The organism is Halobellus litoreus, from assembly GCF_024464595.1.
In the GTDB taxonomy this organism is placed as follows: domain Archaea; phylum Halobacteriota; class Halobacteria; order Halobacteriales; family Haloferacaceae; genus Haloquadratum; species Haloquadratum litoreum.
The window spans coordinates 336266-353747 of the sequence record NZ_JANHAW010000003.1 but is presented as its reverse complement, the minus strand read 5'-3'; the positions used below and the strand labels follow the sequence as shown (position 1 = coordinate 353747).

Genomic DNA, 17482 nt, shown 5'->3' with positions numbered 1-17482 from the left:
CCCACCCTCACCAGCATCGACTAACGCACTCTCCTCGCCGAATCGAGCCGCTCCCGTCCGTTTCCGGTTACGAGAAGCGCCCGGCCGCCAACTCGGCGTTTTCGACTGTTCCCGCGGCGTTTCGCTTTGCGCCTGCGGAGACCGCGACGGCGTAGGACTGGACGACGAAGAAGACGGCCCAGAGGGCGTAGCCGCCGACCTCACTGCCCGCGACCAGCGGTGCGGCACCGAAGGCCGGCAGCCCGAACTCGACGAGCGTGTCGGCGACGAGGAGGACGCTGAAGTAACCGTAGAAGCCCGACGCCCACCACAGCGCGGCGATTCGCGCCCACCCCGGCTGGAGGTGCTCTGGCAGTCGAGTCGTGTTCATCACGAGAACGAGCGCGGTGTATGGCCACATCATCACACCCGACATCGCCGCGCCGACGACGAGGAAGAAGAACGGTTCCCGACCCTCGAACGGCGAGGTGAAGACGAGGATGATGACGATACCCCACAGGCAAAACCCCGTCAGAACGCGCCAGAAGAGCGTCTCCAGGTCCCAGCCGGCCTCGCGACCGTACGCCTCGTAGATCGCGTCGACGCTGTTGCGGACGAAGGACTCGACGATCGCGTACTCGGTGGTGAACAGCGCGACGAAGAGCACCAGGAAGACGAGCACGGTCCCGATCGGGCCCAGTGCGGGTGCGACGTCCGTGAGCCACATCTCGAGGGCGTCAGAGGTGGTCCCCGGGGCGTAGCGGATGGCGACGCTCATCAGCGCCGGCGCGACCACGAACAGCCCGACGACGAACGTCAGCAGGTGTTCGAGCTGGACGACCCGCCACCATTCCCGCCACCGCTTCAGGTTCGTCGGCGTCGGCGGAAAGCTGAAGCCGTCGCGCTCGATCGGTTCCGGGTCCTCGTCGTGGAACGGGTTCTTCACGCGCCCCTGGTAGTTCCCCATCCCGTAGCCCTTCTCGCGGGCCCAGAGGCTCTGTGAGAGGTTCAGGTACCCGCCCGCGCCGGCGAACGCGAGTCCGCCCAGGAACACGGCGATGCCGAGGTCAGACGGGAGCGTCCCGACGGCGGCCCCCGCTGCGGGGAGGTCGGCGAACTCGATCCACGAGCCCGACACGCCGACCAACAGCACGGCGGCGACGATCGAGACGAACAGCAGGCCGATCTGGAACACCTCGACGGCGGTGTACATCACTGACGACACCTGATAGGAGAGCCAGATCAGGACCATCAGGCCGACCGCGACGAGTTTCCACGTCGCCAGCGTGACCCCGAGGAGGTCGACGGCTCCGCCGATCCCGAGGGCCGTCGTCCCGACCCGCGCCGCGCCGGCCGCCCACCCGGGCCAGCCGAGGCTGATCAGCCCGCCGGCGAGGAACAGCCACGGCCAGTAGTCTGCCACGCGAGCGAACGCGCGAAAGACGCTCTCACCCGTCGCCAGCGTCCACCGCTGGAGTTCGGTGTTGATGACGAACTGGGTCAGCACTCCGACGGCGAACGCCCAGAGGAGCGTCCACCCGTACTGCGAGGTCAGAACCGGCCAGAAGAGCGTCTCGCCGCTCCCGAGCGACGCCCCGAGCATGATCGCCGACGGACCGACGATGTGGCCGACGCGCGGGACCCGGGGCAGGTCGGTGAGCCGAAACGCGCCGCCCGTTCCCCGGTCGGGGTGCTCGTCGGTGTCGCCGGCCCGTTTGAGTTCGTCGTAGCGCAGGGGGAGATACCACGTCCCGCGGTACTGTCGTCCCTCCACTTCCGGGGCGTACACGTCGTCGCCGCCGGAGGGGCCGGCGTGACGGTCCCCCGAATCGGGATCGCCCGGTTCCGAACTCTCCTCTGCCGCTCTCTCGTCGTCAGCGGCAGCGGGTGCGTCGGCGTCGGGGCCGCCCCACCGAGACGGATCGCCTCCTGACGGAGCGGAGGACCGGCCGTCGTCGGTCGAGTCGGAATCCATCGCTGTGTCGGACCATACTCCGATGCAGGATATGATAAATGCCGTGGCTCACGGCCGGGCGACGAACGCCGTCGGAATTCGGAAACTACCCGCCCAGGAAGTGCCAAATGTGTCCCCGCTCCTTGGGCGGGTTGACCCCCGGCAGTTGCTTCAGCGCCGGTTGGATGGCGTTCCACCATCCCTCGGCCGACTCGAAGCCCGCCGGATACTCGTGGTAGACGTCCCGCAGGAAGTCGGCCTTTTTCGCCTCCGGATGCTCCGCGAGGTACTCGTAGGCCGCCGACAGCGCCTCCCGTCGCGCGTCGAGCATCGGCCCGCTCCCGGGGAGGTCGGCGTCGGCGATCGCCTCGGAGACGGCCGGACGCTCGTCGACGGCGTCATCGTCGGTCTCAGCCGCGGACGCGGTGGGTTCTCGGTTCTTGGCGTCGGCTTTCGCCGTCGCCGACTCGCTCGGAATCGGCGTCCAAAACACCCGCGAGCGCGCCCCGACCTTCCGGGTCTTCAGGTCGCCCCGCTCTTCGAGTTCGTTGAGTTTGTTGTGAGCGGTCCGCCGAGAGCAGTCGAGCGCCTCCATCACGTCAGAGGCAGTCAGCGGCCGCGCTTGGTCCTCACGCTCCTCGAACACCGCTATCACCCGATCGAGCGGGATCCGGTCGACGTACTGGCCGTGCTCGTTCCTGGAGCGCGCGCGAGCGTCGTCGGTCACAGGTATTCCCTCTTCACACGAGAGTATAAGCCTTTACACTCGTGAGAAACGCCACGACACACGTGCACACATCCTTTTCACACGTGTTTACTGGTACTCTCGACAGGTCGTCGACGCCGATACTGGAGACGACCATAATACACCCAAAATACGGGATTTGGGGCGTAATACTCCGATTTATGCCCTCATTACACGACTGTAGTGGCGTCGTGGACCGGGCGTTCGGAAAGCCGGTGGCACCGGCCGGATCCGCGATGAACGATAACTATATATAACAATAGTTGGGTCGAATAGCTCACGATGCACGGAAACAGGAACGGACCTGGAACGGAATCGACTGGCATAGATCACGGAGTTGAACGGCATGGTTAGCGCGGTGGACACGCTCGTCGCGCTGCTGCCGCTCCTGACTATCGCGGTGCTGATGGTCGGCTTCTACTGGCCCGCGACGCGAACGATGCCGGTGGCGTGGGTCGTCGCGGTCGCGGCCGGCGTCGTCGGGTGGGGAATGAACGGAACGTGGATCGCCGCCGCGACGATAAACGGCTTCATCACCGCGGCCAACATCCTCTACATCGTCTTCGGCGCGATCCTGCTGCTGTACACGCTCAAGCAGACGGGCGCGTTCGACGCGATCAACGCCGGCTTCGCCTCCGTCAGCGAGGACCGCCGCGTGCAGGTCGTGCTTCTCGTGTTCCTGATGGGATCGTTCATCGAAGCCGCCGCCGGCTTCGGGACCCCCGCGGCCATCGTCGGACCGCTTCTGGTGGGACTCGGCTTCCCGCCGCTCGCGGCCGTCGTCGTCGCGCTCACGGGCAACTTGATGGCGATCACGTTCGGCGCGGTCGGGACCCCGCTCATCATCGGGATGATCGACATCTTCGAGAGCGTCGAGACGATCACCGCCGACGTCGTGGGCAGCGGGACCTACCCCGACATCGCGACCTGGGTGGCCGACATCGCGCTGTGGGCCGCGAGTTACCACGTGATCGTGGGCATCGCGCTCCCCTTCATCGGCGTCGCGATGATGACCCGCTTCTTCGGCGAGGAGCGGTCGATTCGCCCCGCGCTCGAAGTGCTGCCGCTTACGTTGTTCGCGTGGGCCTCGTTCTCGGTGCCGTACTTCCTGACCGCGTACTTCCTCGGGCCGGAGTTCCCCGGTCTTCTCGGGTCGATGATCGGCCTGCTCGTTACGGTCAGTGCGCTCAAGGCCGGCTTTTTCCACCCCGACGAGGAGTGGGACTTCGAGCCCCAGGAAGCGTGGCCCGACCACTGGATCGGCGAGATCCAGCCCGGCGAGTCGACCAGCGACGACGTCGCCGTCGCCGCCGACGGCGGTACGGTTCAGTCGAGCGTCCCCACGGGTGGAATGGCGCTCTGGAAGGCCTGGACGCCGTACGCGCTAGTCGCGCTCCTGCTCGTCGTCACCCGCGTCATCGACCCCGTTCAGTCGTTCGTCACGATGGACGTATTCACGCTGGCCTGGAGCGACCTCGCGGCCCTGCCGTTCGTCCAGGAGACGATCCTCGGCACGGGACTCACGAACGACTTCGCTCTGCTGTACCTGCCGGGCGCGGTGTTCGTCGCCGTTCACCTCGTCACCATCCCCCTCCACGGGATGGACGGGACGGAGATCAAGGCCGCCTGGGCGGAGACGATCGAAAAGGTCGCCCCGGCGGTCGTCGCACTGCTATTCGCCGTCGCGACGGTCCAGATAATGCTTCAGTCGGGATCAGCGACCGGAACCGACAGTATGCTCATCGTCCTCTCCGAAGGGATGGCCGGCGTCGCGGGCGGCGTCTACCCCTTCTTCGCCGCCTTCGTCGGCGCGTTCGGTGCGTTCCTCGCCGGATCGAACACGGTCTCTGACATCCTGTTCGGAACCTTCCAGTACGGCGTCGCCGACCAGATCGGCACCTCACACACGCTGATGCTCGGCGCCCAGGCGGTCGGCGGCGCGATCGGCAACCTCATCGCCGTTCACAACGTCGTCGCCGCGCTCGCGGTCGTCGGCCTCGTCGGCGAGGAGGGTCGCGTCATCCGCCTCGAACTGATCCCGCTGCTGTACTACGGGACGGCGACCGGGCTCCTGACGCTGCTGTTCAGCTACGTGCTGTTCCCGGGGGTCTTCTGATCGGGGCGATCCCCAGCCGTACCGCCTCACGACCAACTGCTTCCGGCTTCAGGTGTGACCGCGGTCGACGCGGTTCCCCGCCCAAACGAGAGACACACAATATGGCTTCGAATTCGCGCGCAGATGGTACTGATCCCGCCACGACGGGGAACTACGACTACGTCAGTGACGACGTCGAGCGCCCGGACCTGGTCGCGGACCTCGAATCCGTCGTCGACGGCGACGTCCGGTTCGACACGTACTCCCGACAGCTGTACGCCACCGACGCCTCGGCGTACGAGCGGACGCCGATCGGGGTCGTGATGCCGACGTCGACCGCGGACGTCGCGAACACGATGGAGTACTGCGCCGCCGAGGGGATTCCGGTGCTCCCCCGCGGCGGCGGCACCAGCCTGGCCGGACAGACGGTGAACGAAGCCGTCGTCCTCGACCTGATGCCGGGGCTGGGGTCACTGCTCGAAGTCGATCCCGACGCCGGGACCGCGACGGCGCAGGCCGGCATCCGACTCGGCGACCTGAACGCGGCCCTGGAACGCCACGACCTGAAGTTCGCGCCCGATCCGGCGTGGGGGGACAAATCGGCACTCGGCGGGGCGATCGGCAACAACTCCACGGGCGCGCACTCGCTGCGCTACGGCAAGACGGATTACTACCTGGAATCCGTGGAGGTGGTCCTCTCCGACGGGACCGTGACGACCTTCGGGGAGGTCGCCGTCGACACCCTCCGCGAGGAGGGAGATCCGGAGGGGACGCTCGAAGAGCGGATCTACGCGGCTGTCTCTCGCACTCTCGACGAGGAGGCCGATGAAATCGCCGAAATGTACCCCGATCTGAAACGGAACGTCTCGGGGTACAACCTCGATATGCTCGTCGACGAGATGCGCGGCGAGCGCCGACTCCCGGACGACTCCGGGGTCGACCCCGAGAGCGAACCGGAGACGGTCAACCTCGCGCGACTCCTCGCCGGATCGGAGGGGACGCTCGGCATCGTCACCGAAGCGACGGTGTCGCTGGAGCCGATCCCGAACACCGCCTCGGTGGCGCTTCTCACCTACGACGACGTCCTCGACGCGATGGAGGACGTCGCTCCGATTCTCGAACACGACCCCGCGGCCGTGGAGGTGATGGACGACGTGCTGTTGGATCTCGCCCGCGAGACGCCGGAGTTCGCCGACGTCGTCGAGACGCTGCCCTCTGGAACGGACTCTGTGCTGCTGGTGGAGTTCTACGCCGAGGACGACGAGCACGGCCGCCAGCAGGTGGCTGAGCTCGTCGACGACCGAGTGCCCGACGCGTCGACTGACCGCTCGCCCGGCGAGGGCGCGGTGACGACGGACACGGCGCGGACCGCGGTCGACGCGATGGAGGCTCACGACGCGGAGACGCGCGCGAAGTTCTGGAAGATGCGCAAGTCGGGGCTCCCGATCCTCCTGTCGCGGACCACCGACGAGAAGCACATCGCCTACATCGAGGACACGGCGATCCCGGCGGAGAACCTTCCGGCGTACGTCTCGGACTTCCAGGAGATTCTGGACGACCACGACACGTTCGCCTCCTACTACGCCCACGCCGGCCCCGGCGTCCTCCACATCCGCCCGCTCGTGAACACGAAGACGGCCGAGGGCGTCGAGACCTTCGAGGCCATCGCCGACGCAGTGACCGATCTCGTGGTGAAGTACGGCGGATCGGTCTCGGGTGAACACGGCGACGGTCGCGCGCGGACGCAGTGGAACCGGAAGCTCTGCGGCGACGAACTCTGGGCCGAGTTCCGACGGCTGAAAACCGCGTTCGATCCCGATTGGCTGCTCAACCCCGGCAACGTCTGCGGCTACGCGCCCGACGAAGTGCGACCCGACGACGCGGCCGCGACCGCGACGCACGAGATGACCGAGGATCTCCGGTTCTCCCCCGACTACGAGTTCGACGCCGACTTCGACCCGGCGATGGAGTGGGACAACGAGAACGGCTTTCAGGGGATGGCGGAGCTCTGTCACGGCTGTGCCGGCTGTCGCGGCCCGCAGGAGACGACCGGCGGCGTGATGTGTCCGACCTATCGGGCCGCCGAAGAGGAGATCCAGTCGACGCGCGGCCGGGCGAACATGCTCCGACAGGCGATGAGCGGCGAGATTTCCGACGGCGAACAGTTCGAAGACGAGTTCGTTGAGGAAGTTCTGGATCTCTGTATCGGCTGTAAGGGTTGCCTGAAGGACTGTCCCAGCGGCGTCGATATGGCGAAGATGAAGGCCGAAGTGACCCACGAGTACCACCAGCGGAACGGGTCGAGCCTCCGCGACAAGGTCTTCGCCAACGTGGGTGCCCTCTCGAAGGTCGGGAGCGCCTTCGCGCCGCTCTCGAACCTCCTTCCGGAGCTGCCCGGTGCCCGTCTCGCGATGGAGAAGGCTCTCGGTATCTCCAGCGAGCGGGAGTTGCCGCGGTTCCACCGCGTCTCCTTCGTCGACTGGTTCGATTCGCGCGGCGGGGCGACCGTGAGCGAATCGGCAGCGGACTCGAAGGTCTACCTCTTCCCCGACACGTACACGAACTACAACCATCCTGAGGCCGGAAAGGCTGCCGTCCGAGCGCTGGAGGCGGCGAACGTGCACGTGGAGATTCCCGACGACGTCACCGGTTCCGGGCGACCACCGCACTCGAAGGGGTTCGTCGATATGGCGCGTGAAAAGGCGCGTCAGAACGTCGACGCCCTCGCGCCGCTCGTCGGCGGCGAGTGGGACGTCGTCGTCGTCGAACCCTCCGATGCGGTGATGTTCCAGCACGACTACCTGGACCTGCTGTCGGGCGAGGATGCCGAGCGGGTGGCCGGCAACACCTACGGCGTGATGGAGTACTTCGACACCTTCCGCCTGCTGGAGCGCGACGGGGTGACCGCTGGAGCGCCGTCGACAGCGCTGACCTACCACGGCCACTGTCACCAGAAGTCGACGAAGAAGGACCACCACGCGGTCGGCGTCCTGCGGCGGGCGGGATACGACGTCGACGCGCTCGATTCGAGCTGCTGTGGGATGGCCGGGTCCTTCGGCTACGAGGCCGAACACTATTCGATGTCGAAAGCCGTCGCGAGCACCCTGTACGATCAGATCGATGCCTCGAACGGGGAAACCCTCACCGCACCCGGTGCGTCCTGCCGGGCGCAACTCGGCGACCGGGACGGGGAAGAAGAACCGCCGCATCCGGTCGAGATGCTGGCGGACGCGATCGTCTGAAACCGGCCCGGATTCTGGGTATCCACTCTCACCCGTTCCATCGGCCCCCGTCAACGGGCCGTCGGCTCGGGAGCGCGCCACGCCAGTATCACTCCGCCGACGGCGAGCGCTCCGACGAGGAGGAACGCGACGTCGAAGCCGGCGGCGTCGACGACCGCCCCGCCGGCGATCGGCGACAGGAACGCCCCCGCGAGGCCGACGCTGGTCTGAAACGCCACGGCCGTGGCCGCGACGTGGGACTCGACCACCTCTCGCACGTACGTGAACGAGAGCCCGAGCGTGAGTTGGATCGCGAACCCCGAGAGAAGCAACACTCCGACGAGCAGCGGGATCGATCCGAATCGCGTGAACACCAGCATCAGCGGTGCAGCGACGAGAAAGGACCCGAGCAGGACGGGTTGCCGACGACCGTCGAAGACGCGGTCCGAGAGGAGGCCGCTGCTGATCCGCGAGACGACGCCGACGGCCGGGAACACCGCGACGAGAACGCCGCTCAGTGCCAGCGAGAGCCCCATCTCCTGGGTGAGGTACGTCGACCCCCAACTGTTGATGAACAGATACAGCGCGTAGCTGAGGAACCCGAGCGTTCCCGCGAGCCAGACGGTGCTGTTCCCGAGGACGGTCCCGAACTCGGCCAGCGAGGGCGCGTCGCCGCGGGCTCCGCCCAGCCCCCGGCTCGCCGGCAGAAAGAGCAGGAGTCCCAAGAGCGGGACGCCGGTGAACGCGAGGAATATCGCCGGCCACCCGAACCGCGCGGCGACCAGCGGTCCGGTTCCCTGTCCGACGGCGAACCCGACCGGACCGCTGGCGGTGAAGATTCCGACTGCCGTCGCTCGGTTCGCCGCGGTCACGGCCCGGCTGACGATGTCGATGCCGGCGTTCCAGACCACGACGTAGGCGACCCCGCCGACCGCTCGCGAGGCGATCACCGACCAGTAGTCCCCGTTCCGTCCCGCGATCCACCCCCAGATCCCGGCGACGAACAGCGCGAGCACGGCGAGCGCCATCACTCGCCTGGTGTCCGTCCGATCGAGAATCGCTCCCGCGGGGAGGCTCGCGACGACGGCCGTCCCGAACATAATGCCGACGAGGAGCCCCGCGGCCGTGGATCCGACGCCCAGCGAGTCGCGGATGAGCGGCGTCACGCTCGCGGGGACGATCTCGTAGGCGGCCAGACCGGTCGAGATCAGACTCGCTCCCGCGACGAGGCTGACGACTTCCCAGTCGCGTCCACTCGACTCCTCCGTCGGGGTACCGCCCGACTGGTCGCCGCCGCGTCCACCTGTCATCAGTACGGGACGTGTCGGCTCCGGGTATAGAAGGCAGCGATCCGCCGTCGCCGTCACCCGTGTGTCCTCAGCGATCGGTCGCGTGGAAATCGTCACTGGCGCTCGCTCTCGGCGACCGCATCGCCGGCCTCACTCGTCGTCGACTTCGAGGTCGTACGTCCACGCCTGATAACCGCCGGCCATGCTCTTCACTGTCGTCCCCTCGCCGACGCCCTCGTAGCTCTCGATGAGCCGGGCGGCCTGGATCGACGACTGACCGATCGGACACGCGACGACGACCTCCTCGGCCCACTCGACGTCGTCGACGCGGCTCGGCAGTTCGTGCATCGGGACGTTCTCGGCTCCGGGGACGTGGCCGGACGCGAACGCCGGAGGCGAGCGGATGTCGATCACCTGTACGGGCTCGTTCGCGTCCAGTTTGCGCTTGAGTTCCTCGGTACTGATCTCGTCGACGGTCATCCCTGGGGGATACCGGCTCACGGCACTAACTCATTTCGGACCGACCGTCGATCCTGCGCCCGTTCGGATCGACCGTCTATCCCGAATCCGATCGGACTTACTGGCGGTCCCGTTTTGTATCTCCCGCGCGTATCAGGTCGTGATGGAACTCGTTTCAGTCGCCGCCGTCGCCGAGAACGGCGTCATCGGCCGCGACGGCGAACTGCCCTGGGAGAGCATTCCGGCGGACAAACGACAGTACCGGAACCGGGTCGCCGACGCGCCGGTCATCCTCGGTCGGCGGACGTTCGACTCGATGCGGGGCGACCTTCCCGGCAGCCACCAGATCGTGTTGAGCCGGACCGAGCGGGAGTACGGCGTCGACACGGCGTTCCACGCGAGCGACGTCGCGGCGGGGGTCGCCGTCGCGGAGTCACTCGGGGCCGAGGTCGCCTACGTTCTCGGTGGCTCGGCGATCTACGAACTGTTCCAGCCCCACGTCGACCGAATGGTGCTGAGTCGCGTCCCCGGCGAGTACGAGGGCGACGTTCGCTATCCGGCCTGGGAGGAGTCAGAGTGGCGACTGGAATCGTCCACAGCGCAGGAGGGGTTCACGCTGGAGGAGTGGGTCCGCCTGCCGGCGGCCTGACGGATCAGACGCTGGCGCGCCGTTCGTGGCGTCCGCGACCCAAGCGTCGAAATGGCGAGCAGTCGGCACCTGCAGACGACGGGTCGGAGGGTCCCGTCTTTGCCCCCACGTCGACGTGCCGAACGACCGCGTCCCGACGTGGGGTCGCTCTCAGACCATACGCCTCCTGGTTCCGTCCTGGGATATAAACCGACGCCCGCTGGTGGACCGCGGCAGTCGGCGTCGCTGGCCTTCCGGAGGCGCGTCAGCTACATACGATTCGACGCCCAATAGTCACCGATGACGACCGAAACGGCCACGTTCGGCGGCGGGTGCTTCTGGTGTACCGAGGCGGCGATGAAGGAACTCGCCGGCGTCGAGTCGGTCACGTCGGGGTACGCCGGCGGCGACACGGAAAACCCGACCTACCGAGAGGTCTGCTCCGGATCCACCGGTCACGCGGAGGTCGTACAAGTCGAGTACGATCCGGCCGTGATCGACTACCCCGACCTCCTGGAGGTGTTCTTCGCGACGCACGACCCGACGCAGTTGAACAGACAGGGTCCCGACGTCGGCTCGCAGTACCGCTCGATCGTACTGTATGACGACGACGAGCAGAAACGACAGGCGGAGGCGTACGTCGAGGCGCTGGACGGCGAGTACGACGACGAAATCGTCACCGAGATCGTGGAACTGCAGCGGTTCTGGCCCGCCGAGGAGTACCACCAGGACTACTTCGAGAAGAATCCCTCGGACGCGTACTGCCGGATGCACGCCCGGCCGAAAGTCGAGAAAGTCCGCGAGAAGTTCGCTGAACTGACCGATCGGCAGTCTACGACGTCCGACTGAGGAACGGGCGAGCGGATCGACCGATCAGATTCCGTCGCGGCTGCGAAGGAGTCAGGGCCGCGGCAGTCGGAGGCTGACGCTGTTGCCGCCGTAGGCGCTCTCCGCGAACCGCAACTCACCGCCGTAACTCTCGGCGGTCCACTTGGCCAACCACAGCCCCAGCCCGCTCCCGTGTTGCGTCTGGGTTGCCTCCAGGTCGCCGGTGAGGATGTCGCGCTCGTCGGCGGGGATCCGTGGCCCGTCGTCGTCGACCCGGATGGCCGCCCATCCGGGGTCGAGAGGGCGGATCGACACGCGGACGAACGGCTCTTCGGTGGGATTGTGTTCGATCGCGTTCTCCACCAGGCTGTTGATCGCCGAGCGGAGGTGGCCGTTGCCCCGAACCACCATCTCGTCGGGGAACTCGCCCCGTATCTCGGCCCGCGGAGACTCTCGTCTGTGCGCTTCGACGACGCCGTGGACGAGCGGGACGCTATCGACGACGTCGACCTGCGACGACGACGAGAGGACCGCGCCGATCTCCCCGGCTTCCCGCGCCAGCGACTCGAGGTCTGCCGCGGCGCGTTCGATGGTCGCCGCCGCCCCGATAGCGTCCCCCGAGTCCCCGGGAAACTGATCGAGGAGTCGGGCCGTGTGACCGCTGATGAGGTTCGCTTCGTTCCGGAGGTTGTGTCGCAGCACTCTGTTCAGTACCTGGAGGCGGTGTTGCTGCCGTATGAGGTCCGTGATGTCGGTGTAGACGGCGAATCCGTCGACGTCCCGATCCTCGCGCTCGTAGGGGATGCCCCGGTAGAGAAACTCCCGAAGCCCCGTCGCCGTCTCCCGCTTCACGCGTTGGTAGTTGATCGCACCGGTCCCCGTCTGTTGGTCGAGCTGTTTCGCCTCCTCGACGAGCCACTCGGGGACGATCAGGTCGTTGAGCGGTTCGCCACGGACCGTGCCGGCCTCGTACCCGAAGACGTCGACGAACGCTCGATTGACGCCGCGGACCACGGGCGTCCCCTCGATCAGCTCGAATTCGACGACCGCGTCCTGGACGTGCTCGACGAGATGTTCGTAGGGGTGGTCTCCGTCCGTCCCCGCGTCCGATGCGTCTTCCACGGGACGCAGATCACGGTTGATCTGTTTATACTCTTCGTAAGCTACGGAAAATTACGTTCAATCGTTGAGTAAAACGGATTAAATGCGGCCGTTCGTCGGAGAGTGGAACGAATCACCGCCGATGCGGTCGGCGCGACTCCGTCACTCCGTCGAGAGCCGTCCGGGCGACCACTCGCCCGCGAAGTCCTCGTGCAGGAACGGTTTCGCGCCCTCGCCGGCGTAGGTCGCGACGAGTTGGCCGTCGCCTTCCAGGTGGTACTTGTACGTCGTCAGGCCCTCTAGCCCGACCGGACCGCGGGCGTGGGTCTTGCCCGTGCTGATTCCGACCTCCGCGCCCAGGCCGAAGCGGTAGCCGTCGGCGAAGCGCGTCGACGCGTTGTGGAACACGCTCGCGGCGTCGATCTGCCGCATAAATCGCTCCGCGTGGTCGGCGGTCTCGGTGACGATCGATTCGGTGTGCTTCGAGCCGTAGGTGTTGACGTGGTCGATGGCGTCTTCGAGGGAGTCGACGATCTTCACCGCGAGGATCAGATCGCCGTACTCGGTCGACCAGTCCGCCTCGCTCGCGGCGTTCATCTCGACGATGTCGCGAGCGCGCTCGTCGCCGCGGAGTTCGACGTCCGCCTCGCGGTAGCGGGCGGCCAGGTCGGGCAGCAGGTCCGCGGCGACCGACTCGTGGACCAGCAGCGTCTCGACGGCGTTGCAGACGGCGGGGTACTGCACCTTCGCGTCGAAGGCGACGTCGGCGGCCATCGAGAGGTCCGCGTCCTCGTCGGCGTAGACGTGGCAGATGCCCTCGGTGTGGCCGAGCACCGGGATCTTCGTGTTGTCCTCGACGTAGCTGACGAACTCCGAACTGCCGCGCGGCATGAGGAGGTCGACGGCGTCGTCCCGTTCTAAGAGCGTCGCGACGTCCTCGCGGGCCTCGATGAGTTGTGCCCATCCGTCGGGGACGTCCGCTGTCGCCTCTCGGATCACCTCGTAGAGGATCCGGTTCGAGTGCGCCGCCTCGCTGCCGCCCTTGAGGACGACGGCGTTGCCGGACTTGAGGCTGAGCGCGGCGATCTGCACCAGCGCGTCCGGCCGGGATTCGAAGACGGTTCCCAGCACGCCGATCGGCACCGCGACTTTGTACAGTTCGAGGTCCTCGTCGAGCCGTCGCGCTTCGAGCGTCCGGCCGAGGGGGTCCTCCTGTCCGGCGACGCTCCGAACCATCGCTGCGATGCTCTCCAGTTTCGACTCCGAGAGCTTCAGCCGGTCGACGAACGCCTGCGTGTACTCGCCGGCTTCGAGCATCTCTTCGCCCGCCTCGACGTCTTTCGCGTTGGCCTCGAGGATCTCTTCACTCCTCGCCTCGATGCCGTCGGCGATGGCGTGCAGGGCCTCGTTTCTAGCCGATTCCGAGAGGTTCGCCAGCGCCAGCGCTGCGGACTGTGCTTCCGTCACTTTCGTGTCGGCCGACTTCTCGGCCGTCGTGGTGTCTTCGGTCATTGGTGGTCGTTGATCGGGACGAAGATGGTTCCGACGGGCTGTTCGGTGGCGATCTTCTCGAGGACGTCGGGCTCCGTCGAGCGGGCGATGATCGCCGGCCGCCCGTGCTCGCTCACCCGTCGGGCGCCCTGCACTTTCGTTCGGATGCCGCCGAAGGAGCCGCTCGCCGTCGCGTCGATGATCCGCTCGACCTCGTCGTAGTTCCGGCCGACCGCCTCGATCAGTTCGGCGTCGGCGTCCTCCTTCGGGTTTCCGGTGTAGACGCCGCCGACGTCCGTGAGCGTGACCAGCAGATCGGCGTCGACGCCGATCGCGATCGACGAGGAGATCATGTCGTTGTCGCCGATGCGGATCTCCTCGGTCGCGACGGCGTCGTTCTCGTTGACGATGGGGACGACGCCCCACTCGAGCAGCGTCTCGATCGTGTTCTTGAAGTTCGTGAAACGGTCGGTATCCCCGAGGTCGTGGTCGGTCACGAGGATCTGCGCGACCGTGAGGCCGTAGCGCTCGAAGCTCTCGGTGTAGCGGCGCATCAGGTGGCTCTGCCCGATCGTCGAGACCGCCTGGGACTCCTCGACGGTGTCGTCGGGCTTGAACCCGATCCGGCCCTTCCCCGCGCCGATCGCGCCCGAGGAGACCAGGATGACCTCCTTGTCGCGCTCGACGAGGTCGGCCACGTCGTCGACGAGTTTGTCGAGCTTGTCGTCGTCGAGGTTCGACTCCTCGTCGGTGAGCGAGTTGGTACCGGCCTTGACGACGACGCGTCCGGCCTCCGCGGCCAGTTTCCGGGCCTCGTCGACCTCCGCCGCGGCGACGACGCCGCTCATTTCTCGGCTTCCTCGGCCAGTTCGGCGGAGCGTCGCCGCGCGGCGCTCAGGGCGTCGCCGACCTCCTGCTCAACGTCGCTGTCCCACAGCACGTCCATCCCCTCGATCGTCGTCCCGCCCGGGGAGCAGACGGCGTCGATCAGGTCCTCGATGGACTCCTCGGACCGGAGGATCGTCTCGGCGGCCCCCTTGAACGTCTGGGCCGCGAGGACGCGCGCTTTCTCGGCGTCGAGGCCCTCCTCGACGGCCCGCTTCTGCATCGCGCCGACGAGGTAGAACACGAAGGCGGGGCCGCTACCGTTCAGCGCCGTGGCGACGTCCATCAGGTTCTCGTCGATGACGACGAACTCCCCGAGGTCACCGAGCATCCGTTCGACGTTCTCGTCGGGTGCCTCCCAGGCGACGGCGGCGGCCATGTTACGGGTTCTGGCCGCCAGGTTCGGCATCACCCGAACGACCGTCGCGTCCGTCTCGCTCGCGACGACGTCGGTCGAGACCCCCGCGGCGATCGTGACGAGCGTTTGCTCCGCCCGGAGGTCGAGGTCCTCGAGCACCAGGGGCACGATGTCCGGTTTGACCGCGAGGACGACGACCTCGGAGTCTCGGACGTCGTCGAGGTCGGTCGTCGTCCGGTCGGCGTACGCCTCGATCGACTCGAAGGCGTCGGGGTCCACGTCGTAGGCCGTGATGCGGTAGCCGCCCGCATCGGAGAGCCCCGTGATCAGGGCTCCGCCCATGTTTCCACAGCCGATTACGCTCACGTCCATCATCTTGTCTCCCTCTACGAGATGCCGCCGATATACGAACTTTGGTTTTCGATCGGAATCGCCGGGCACCTCGGCGTCGCTGGCGGGGTCGAACTGTTGCCGTCCCGGCAGTCACTCGCGCTCGCTCTCCAGGGACTCTCTGGCGTCGGCTGCCGCCTCTCGGACCCGTTCGTCGGGGTCTGTTTCGGCCAAATCCCGCAGCGCGGGCACCGCGTCGGCGGCGCCGACGAATCCCAGCGTCGCCGCTGCCTCTTTCCGCACGAGTGCGGCCTCGTCTCGGAGTGCCGCCGAAAGCACGTCCGCGCGCGGACGGACGAGTTCCGGCCGGTCCATCGCGTACTCAGTGAGCGCAAACGCCGCGTGGTATCTGACCCTCGGATGCGAATCTGTCGCGAGTCGCTCGGCGGCGTCGGCGACGAGTCGGGGCGTCTCGTCGGGGTACTCGTCTCTGATCGGCGCGTACTCCTCTGCGACGTCCGACAGCGCTGACGCGCCGACCCGGCGGACCGTGTCGTCGTCGCGGTCGACGAGGCTCAGGATGACGTCCACGTAGCCGTCGGTGAAGATCACAACCGATGCGAATCCCCAGCCGACCTCCCGTATCGCCGTGTTCGTTCGCATCTCCGCGTCGAACTCCGGATGCTGGTTCTCGTAGGCGTTCACGGCCGAACGGATGGCGTCGCCGCGGTCGACCGCCCCGGTCAGAGCGAGCGCCGCCACGGCGAACGCCAGCGCGCGCGGTTGGACCCACGCCTCGGAGTCCCGTTCGGTCGACAGCCGCACGGGGGCGTCCAAGAGGTCGCGGTCGCCGTAGCATCGATCGAGTCGATCCGCGTACGACTCGACGTCTCGCCCCGCGAGCGCCAACCGGCCGAGGGTCTCCAAGGCGCGCGCCCGTGCTTCGATCGAATCGGCCGCCAGATGCGGTCCCAGTTCCTCCAGGTCGACGGTCGCCGGTGCTCGGCGGGCGGCGTCGCGGAGTCGCGCGGCTCGTTCCGCGTCGGTCATACGTGCTGTGAGACGCGACGGGCGTTTAGTTGTACCTCCGAAGGCCACCGGTCCACGGTCGCGGCTCAGACCGCGGTCGTGACCGCCACGGACCCGAGTGTCCAGGTGCGATCAGTCCACCTTCCGATGACGGACTCGTTTCTCGCCAGCAATCATATTCACCAGTTACATTCACTAATTATGTTCATTGCATTCACTACACCCTCGAACGGAACCCGCCGCTAGCGACGCGAGTCCCTTCTGGGTGGTCGCTCGCGGCGGTTACCGCGCCTTGCAGGTGTTCACGCCGATGAGGGAGTAGACGCCGCAGCGTCCCGTCGCGCCGGTCGCGAGCATCATAATCGAAACGATCCCGAGTATCGGCGAGAGGATGGCCGGTCCGGACACGGCGTTGCCCAGTATGGCGAGCGAGATCACTCCGGCGATCGCTCCGATCGCGACCCGTGCGATTCCGTCGGTTCGGCCGACATTCTGCTCCATAGCGGAGAATTGGGGTAGAAATACATAACTGTTCTTGCGGACGACAGTCGCGGACCCGCCGCCACCGGCTGTCAGTCGGTTCGCCCCCTCGGCCCCGAGGAGATCCGACCAACGGCCCGAGACGGTCGGTGCACTCAGTCTACGTCGATCTCGATCCCTTCGGACTCCGGTTCGCTCTTCGGCATCGTCACTGTCAGGACGCCGTTGCCGTAGGAGGCCGTGACGTCTTCGGCCATCACCGCCTCCGGGAGCGGAATCGATCGGCTCATCGACGCCCGGTAACGCTCGCGACGGATGTATTCGTCGTCGCTCGCTTCGACTTCCTCGCGGTGTTCGGCGTCGATTTCGAGCGATTGGTCGGTGAGGTGCACGTCGATGTCGTCTTTCTCGAACCCGGGCAACTCCGCGGTCAGGACGAGTTCGTCGCCGGCGTCTCTGAGGTCGACGCGCATCGACGCCGAGTCGCGCTCCGTCCGGGCGAACGGCTCCGACTCCCACCAGCGACTCGCTTCCCCGACGTTCTCCTGCATCTGTTCGAACAGCCGGTCCAGTTCGCGAAACGGATTTCTCGGGTTGGCCATAACGACGC

The 17482-nt window shown here is 66.9% G+C and carries 15 protein-coding genes; 4 read left to right on the top strand and 11 right to left on the bottom strand.

Annotated features, from left to right (window positions below; all coding sequences use genetic code 11):
* Positions 1-67 precede the first annotated feature (67 nt).
* Together NO360_RS15925 and NO360_RS15920 are read right to left on the bottom strand one after the other, a co-directional pair.
* The gene (locus NO360_RS15925; RefSeq protein WP_256308840.1) at positions 68-1954 is read right to left on the bottom strand and encodes an Nramp family divalent metal transporter; all 1887 of its coding nucleotides are present in this window, start codon (positions 1952-1954) and stop codon (positions 68-70) included.
* Between the two features lie 85 nt (positions 1955-2039).
* A complete protein-coding gene (locus NO360_RS15920) occupies positions 2040-2660 on the bottom strand; it encodes an HTH domain-containing protein (RefSeq protein WP_256308839.1) in 621 nt (206 codons plus the stop codon).
* Positions 2661-3024: 364 nt separating this feature from the next.
* Between NO360_RS15920 and NO360_RS15915 the strand changes: the two genes are divergently transcribed.
* Together NO360_RS15915 and NO360_RS15910 are read left to right on the top strand one after the other, a co-directional pair.
* Positions 3025-4794 carry an L-lactate permease gene (locus NO360_RS15915; RefSeq protein ID WP_256308838.1) on the top strand — a complete coding sequence of 590 codons (1770 nt, stop codon included), beginning with the start codon at positions 3025-3027 and terminating at the stop codon, positions 4792-4794.
* A gap of 101 nt (positions 4795-4895) precedes the next feature.
* Positions 4896-8015 (top strand): FAD-binding and (Fe-S)-binding domain-containing protein, encoded by a 3120-nt coding sequence (locus NO360_RS15910; RefSeq protein WP_256308837.1) that lies wholly within the window; start codon positions 4896-4898, stop codon positions 8013-8015.
* A 50-nt stretch (positions 8016-8065) separates the two neighbouring features.
* On the opposite strand, the gene NO360_RS15905 is transcribed toward NO360_RS15910, so the two are convergent.
* The gene (locus NO360_RS15905) at positions 8066-9304 is read right to left on the bottom strand and encodes an MFS transporter (protein ID WP_256308836.1); all 1239 of its coding nucleotides are present in this window, start codon (positions 9302-9304) and stop codon (positions 8066-8068) included.
* A gap of 129 nt (positions 9305-9433) precedes the next feature.
* A complete protein-coding gene (locus NO360_RS15900; RefSeq protein WP_256308835.1) occupies positions 9434-9763 on the bottom strand; it encodes a rhodanese-like domain-containing protein in 330 nt (109 codons plus the stop codon).
* Positions 9764-9905: 142 nt separating this feature from the next.
* Here NO360_RS15900 and NO360_RS15895 point away from each other — a divergent pair, with 142 nt between their 5' ends.
* Together NO360_RS15895 and msrA are read left to right on the top strand one after the other, a co-directional pair.
* Positions 9906-10391, top strand: a complete 486-nt coding sequence (locus NO360_RS15895; RefSeq protein WP_256308834.1) for a dihydrofolate reductase — start codon at positions 9906-9908, stop codon at positions 10389-10391.
* A gap of 279 nt (positions 10392-10670) precedes the next feature.
* On the top strand, positions 10671-11219 hold the full coding sequence (gene msrA / locus NO360_RS15890) for a peptide-methionine (S)-S-oxide reductase MsrA (RefSeq protein ID WP_256308833.1): 549 nt from the start codon (positions 10671-10673) through the stop codon (positions 11217-11219).
* A 51-nt stretch (positions 11220-11270) separates the two neighbouring features.
* Here msrA and NO360_RS15885 read toward each other — a convergent pair whose 3' ends face one another.
* The 7 genes from NO360_RS15885 to NO360_RS15855 all read right to left on the bottom strand — a co-directional run bounded on the left by NO360_RS15885 (position 11271) and on the right by NO360_RS15855 (position 17474).
* Positions 11271-12320 (bottom strand): ATP-binding protein, encoded by a 1050-nt coding sequence (locus NO360_RS15885; protein WP_256308832.1) that lies wholly within the window; start codon positions 12318-12320, stop codon positions 11271-11273.
* Positions 12321-12461: 141 nt separating this feature from the next.
* Complete coding sequence (locus NO360_RS15880; protein WP_256308831.1) at positions 12462-13811, bottom strand: glutamate-5-semialdehyde dehydrogenase; 1350 nt, start codon at positions 13809-13811, stop codon at positions 12462-12464.
* Complete coding sequence (proB, locus tag NO360_RS15875; RefSeq protein ID WP_256308830.1) at positions 13808-14638, bottom strand: glutamate 5-kinase; 831 nt, start codon at positions 14636-14638, stop codon at positions 13808-13810. The genes NO360_RS15880 and proB overlap by 4 nt, the downstream gene beginning before the upstream one ends.
* Entirely contained in the window at positions 14635-15408 is a 774-nt protein-coding gene (proC, locus tag NO360_RS15870; protein WP_256308829.1) for a pyrroline-5-carboxylate reductase, read from the bottom strand. Before proC ends, proB begins: the two co-directional genes overlap by 4 nt.
* A gap of 108 nt (positions 15409-15516) precedes the next feature.
* The gene (locus NO360_RS15865) at positions 15517-16413 is read right to left on the bottom strand and encodes a HEAT repeat domain-containing protein (RefSeq protein WP_256308828.1); all 897 of its coding nucleotides are present in this window, start codon (positions 16411-16413) and stop codon (positions 15517-15519) included.
* Between the two features lie 261 nt (positions 16414-16674).
* Positions 16675-16893: a YgaP family membrane protein gene (locus NO360_RS15860; RefSeq protein WP_256308827.1), complete on the bottom strand. Its 219-nt coding sequence runs from the start codon at positions 16891-16893 to the stop codon at positions 16675-16677.
* Positions 16894-17027: 134 nt separating this feature from the next.
* The gene (locus tag NO360_RS15855; protein WP_256308826.1) at positions 17028-17474 is read right to left on the bottom strand and encodes an Hsp20/alpha crystallin family protein; all 447 of its coding nucleotides are present in this window, start codon (positions 17472-17474) and stop codon (positions 17028-17030) included.
* Positions 17475-17482 lie beyond the last annotated feature (8 nt).

Coding starts and splice junctions, on each gene's coding strand:
- proC (WP_256308829.1), bottom strand. CDS start 15,408: ATGATGGACGTGAGCGTAATCGGCTGTGGAAACATGGGCGGAGCCCTG.
- NO360_RS15895 (WP_256308834.1), top strand. CDS start 9,906: ATGGAACTCGTTTCAGTCGCCGCCGTCGCCGAGAACGGCGTCATCGGC.
- NO360_RS15915 (WP_256308838.1), top strand. CDS start 3,025: ATGGTTAGCGCGGTGGACACGCTCGTCGCGCTGCTGCCGCTCCTGACT.
- NO360_RS15860 (WP_256308827.1), bottom strand. CDS start 16,893: ATGGAGCAGAATGTCGGCCGAACCGACGGAATCGCACGGGTCGCGATC.
- NO360_RS15880 (WP_256308831.1), bottom strand. CDS start 13,811: ATGACCGAAGACACCACGACGGCCGAGAAGTCGGCCGACACGAAAGTG.
- msrA (WP_256308833.1), top strand. CDS start 10,671: ATGACGACCGAAACGGCCACGTTCGGCGGCGGGTGCTTCTGGTGTACC.
- NO360_RS15925 (WP_256308840.1), bottom strand. CDS start 1,954: ATGGATTCCGACTCGACCGACGACGGCCGGTCCTCCGCTCCGTCAGGA.
- NO360_RS15905 (WP_256308836.1), bottom strand. CDS start 9,304: ATGACAGGTGGACGCGGCGGCGACCAGTCGGGCGGTACCCCGACGGAG.
- NO360_RS15900 (WP_256308835.1), bottom strand. CDS start 9,763: ATGACCGTCGACGAGATCAGTACCGAGGAACTCAAGCGCAAACTGGAC.
- NO360_RS15910 (WP_256308837.1), top strand. CDS start 4,896: ATGGCTTCGAATTCGCGCGCAGATGGTACTGATCCCGCCACGACGGGG.
- NO360_RS15855 (WP_256308826.1), bottom strand. CDS start 17,474: ATGGCCAACCCGAGAAATCCGTTTCGCGAACTGGACCGGCTGTTCGAA.
- NO360_RS15865 (WP_256308828.1), bottom strand. CDS start 16,413: ATGACCGACGCGGAACGAGCCGCGCGACTCCGCGACGCCGCCCGCCGA.
- proB (WP_256308830.1), bottom strand. CDS start 14,638: ATGAGCGGCGTCGTCGCCGCGGCGGAGGTCGACGAGGCCCGGAAACTG.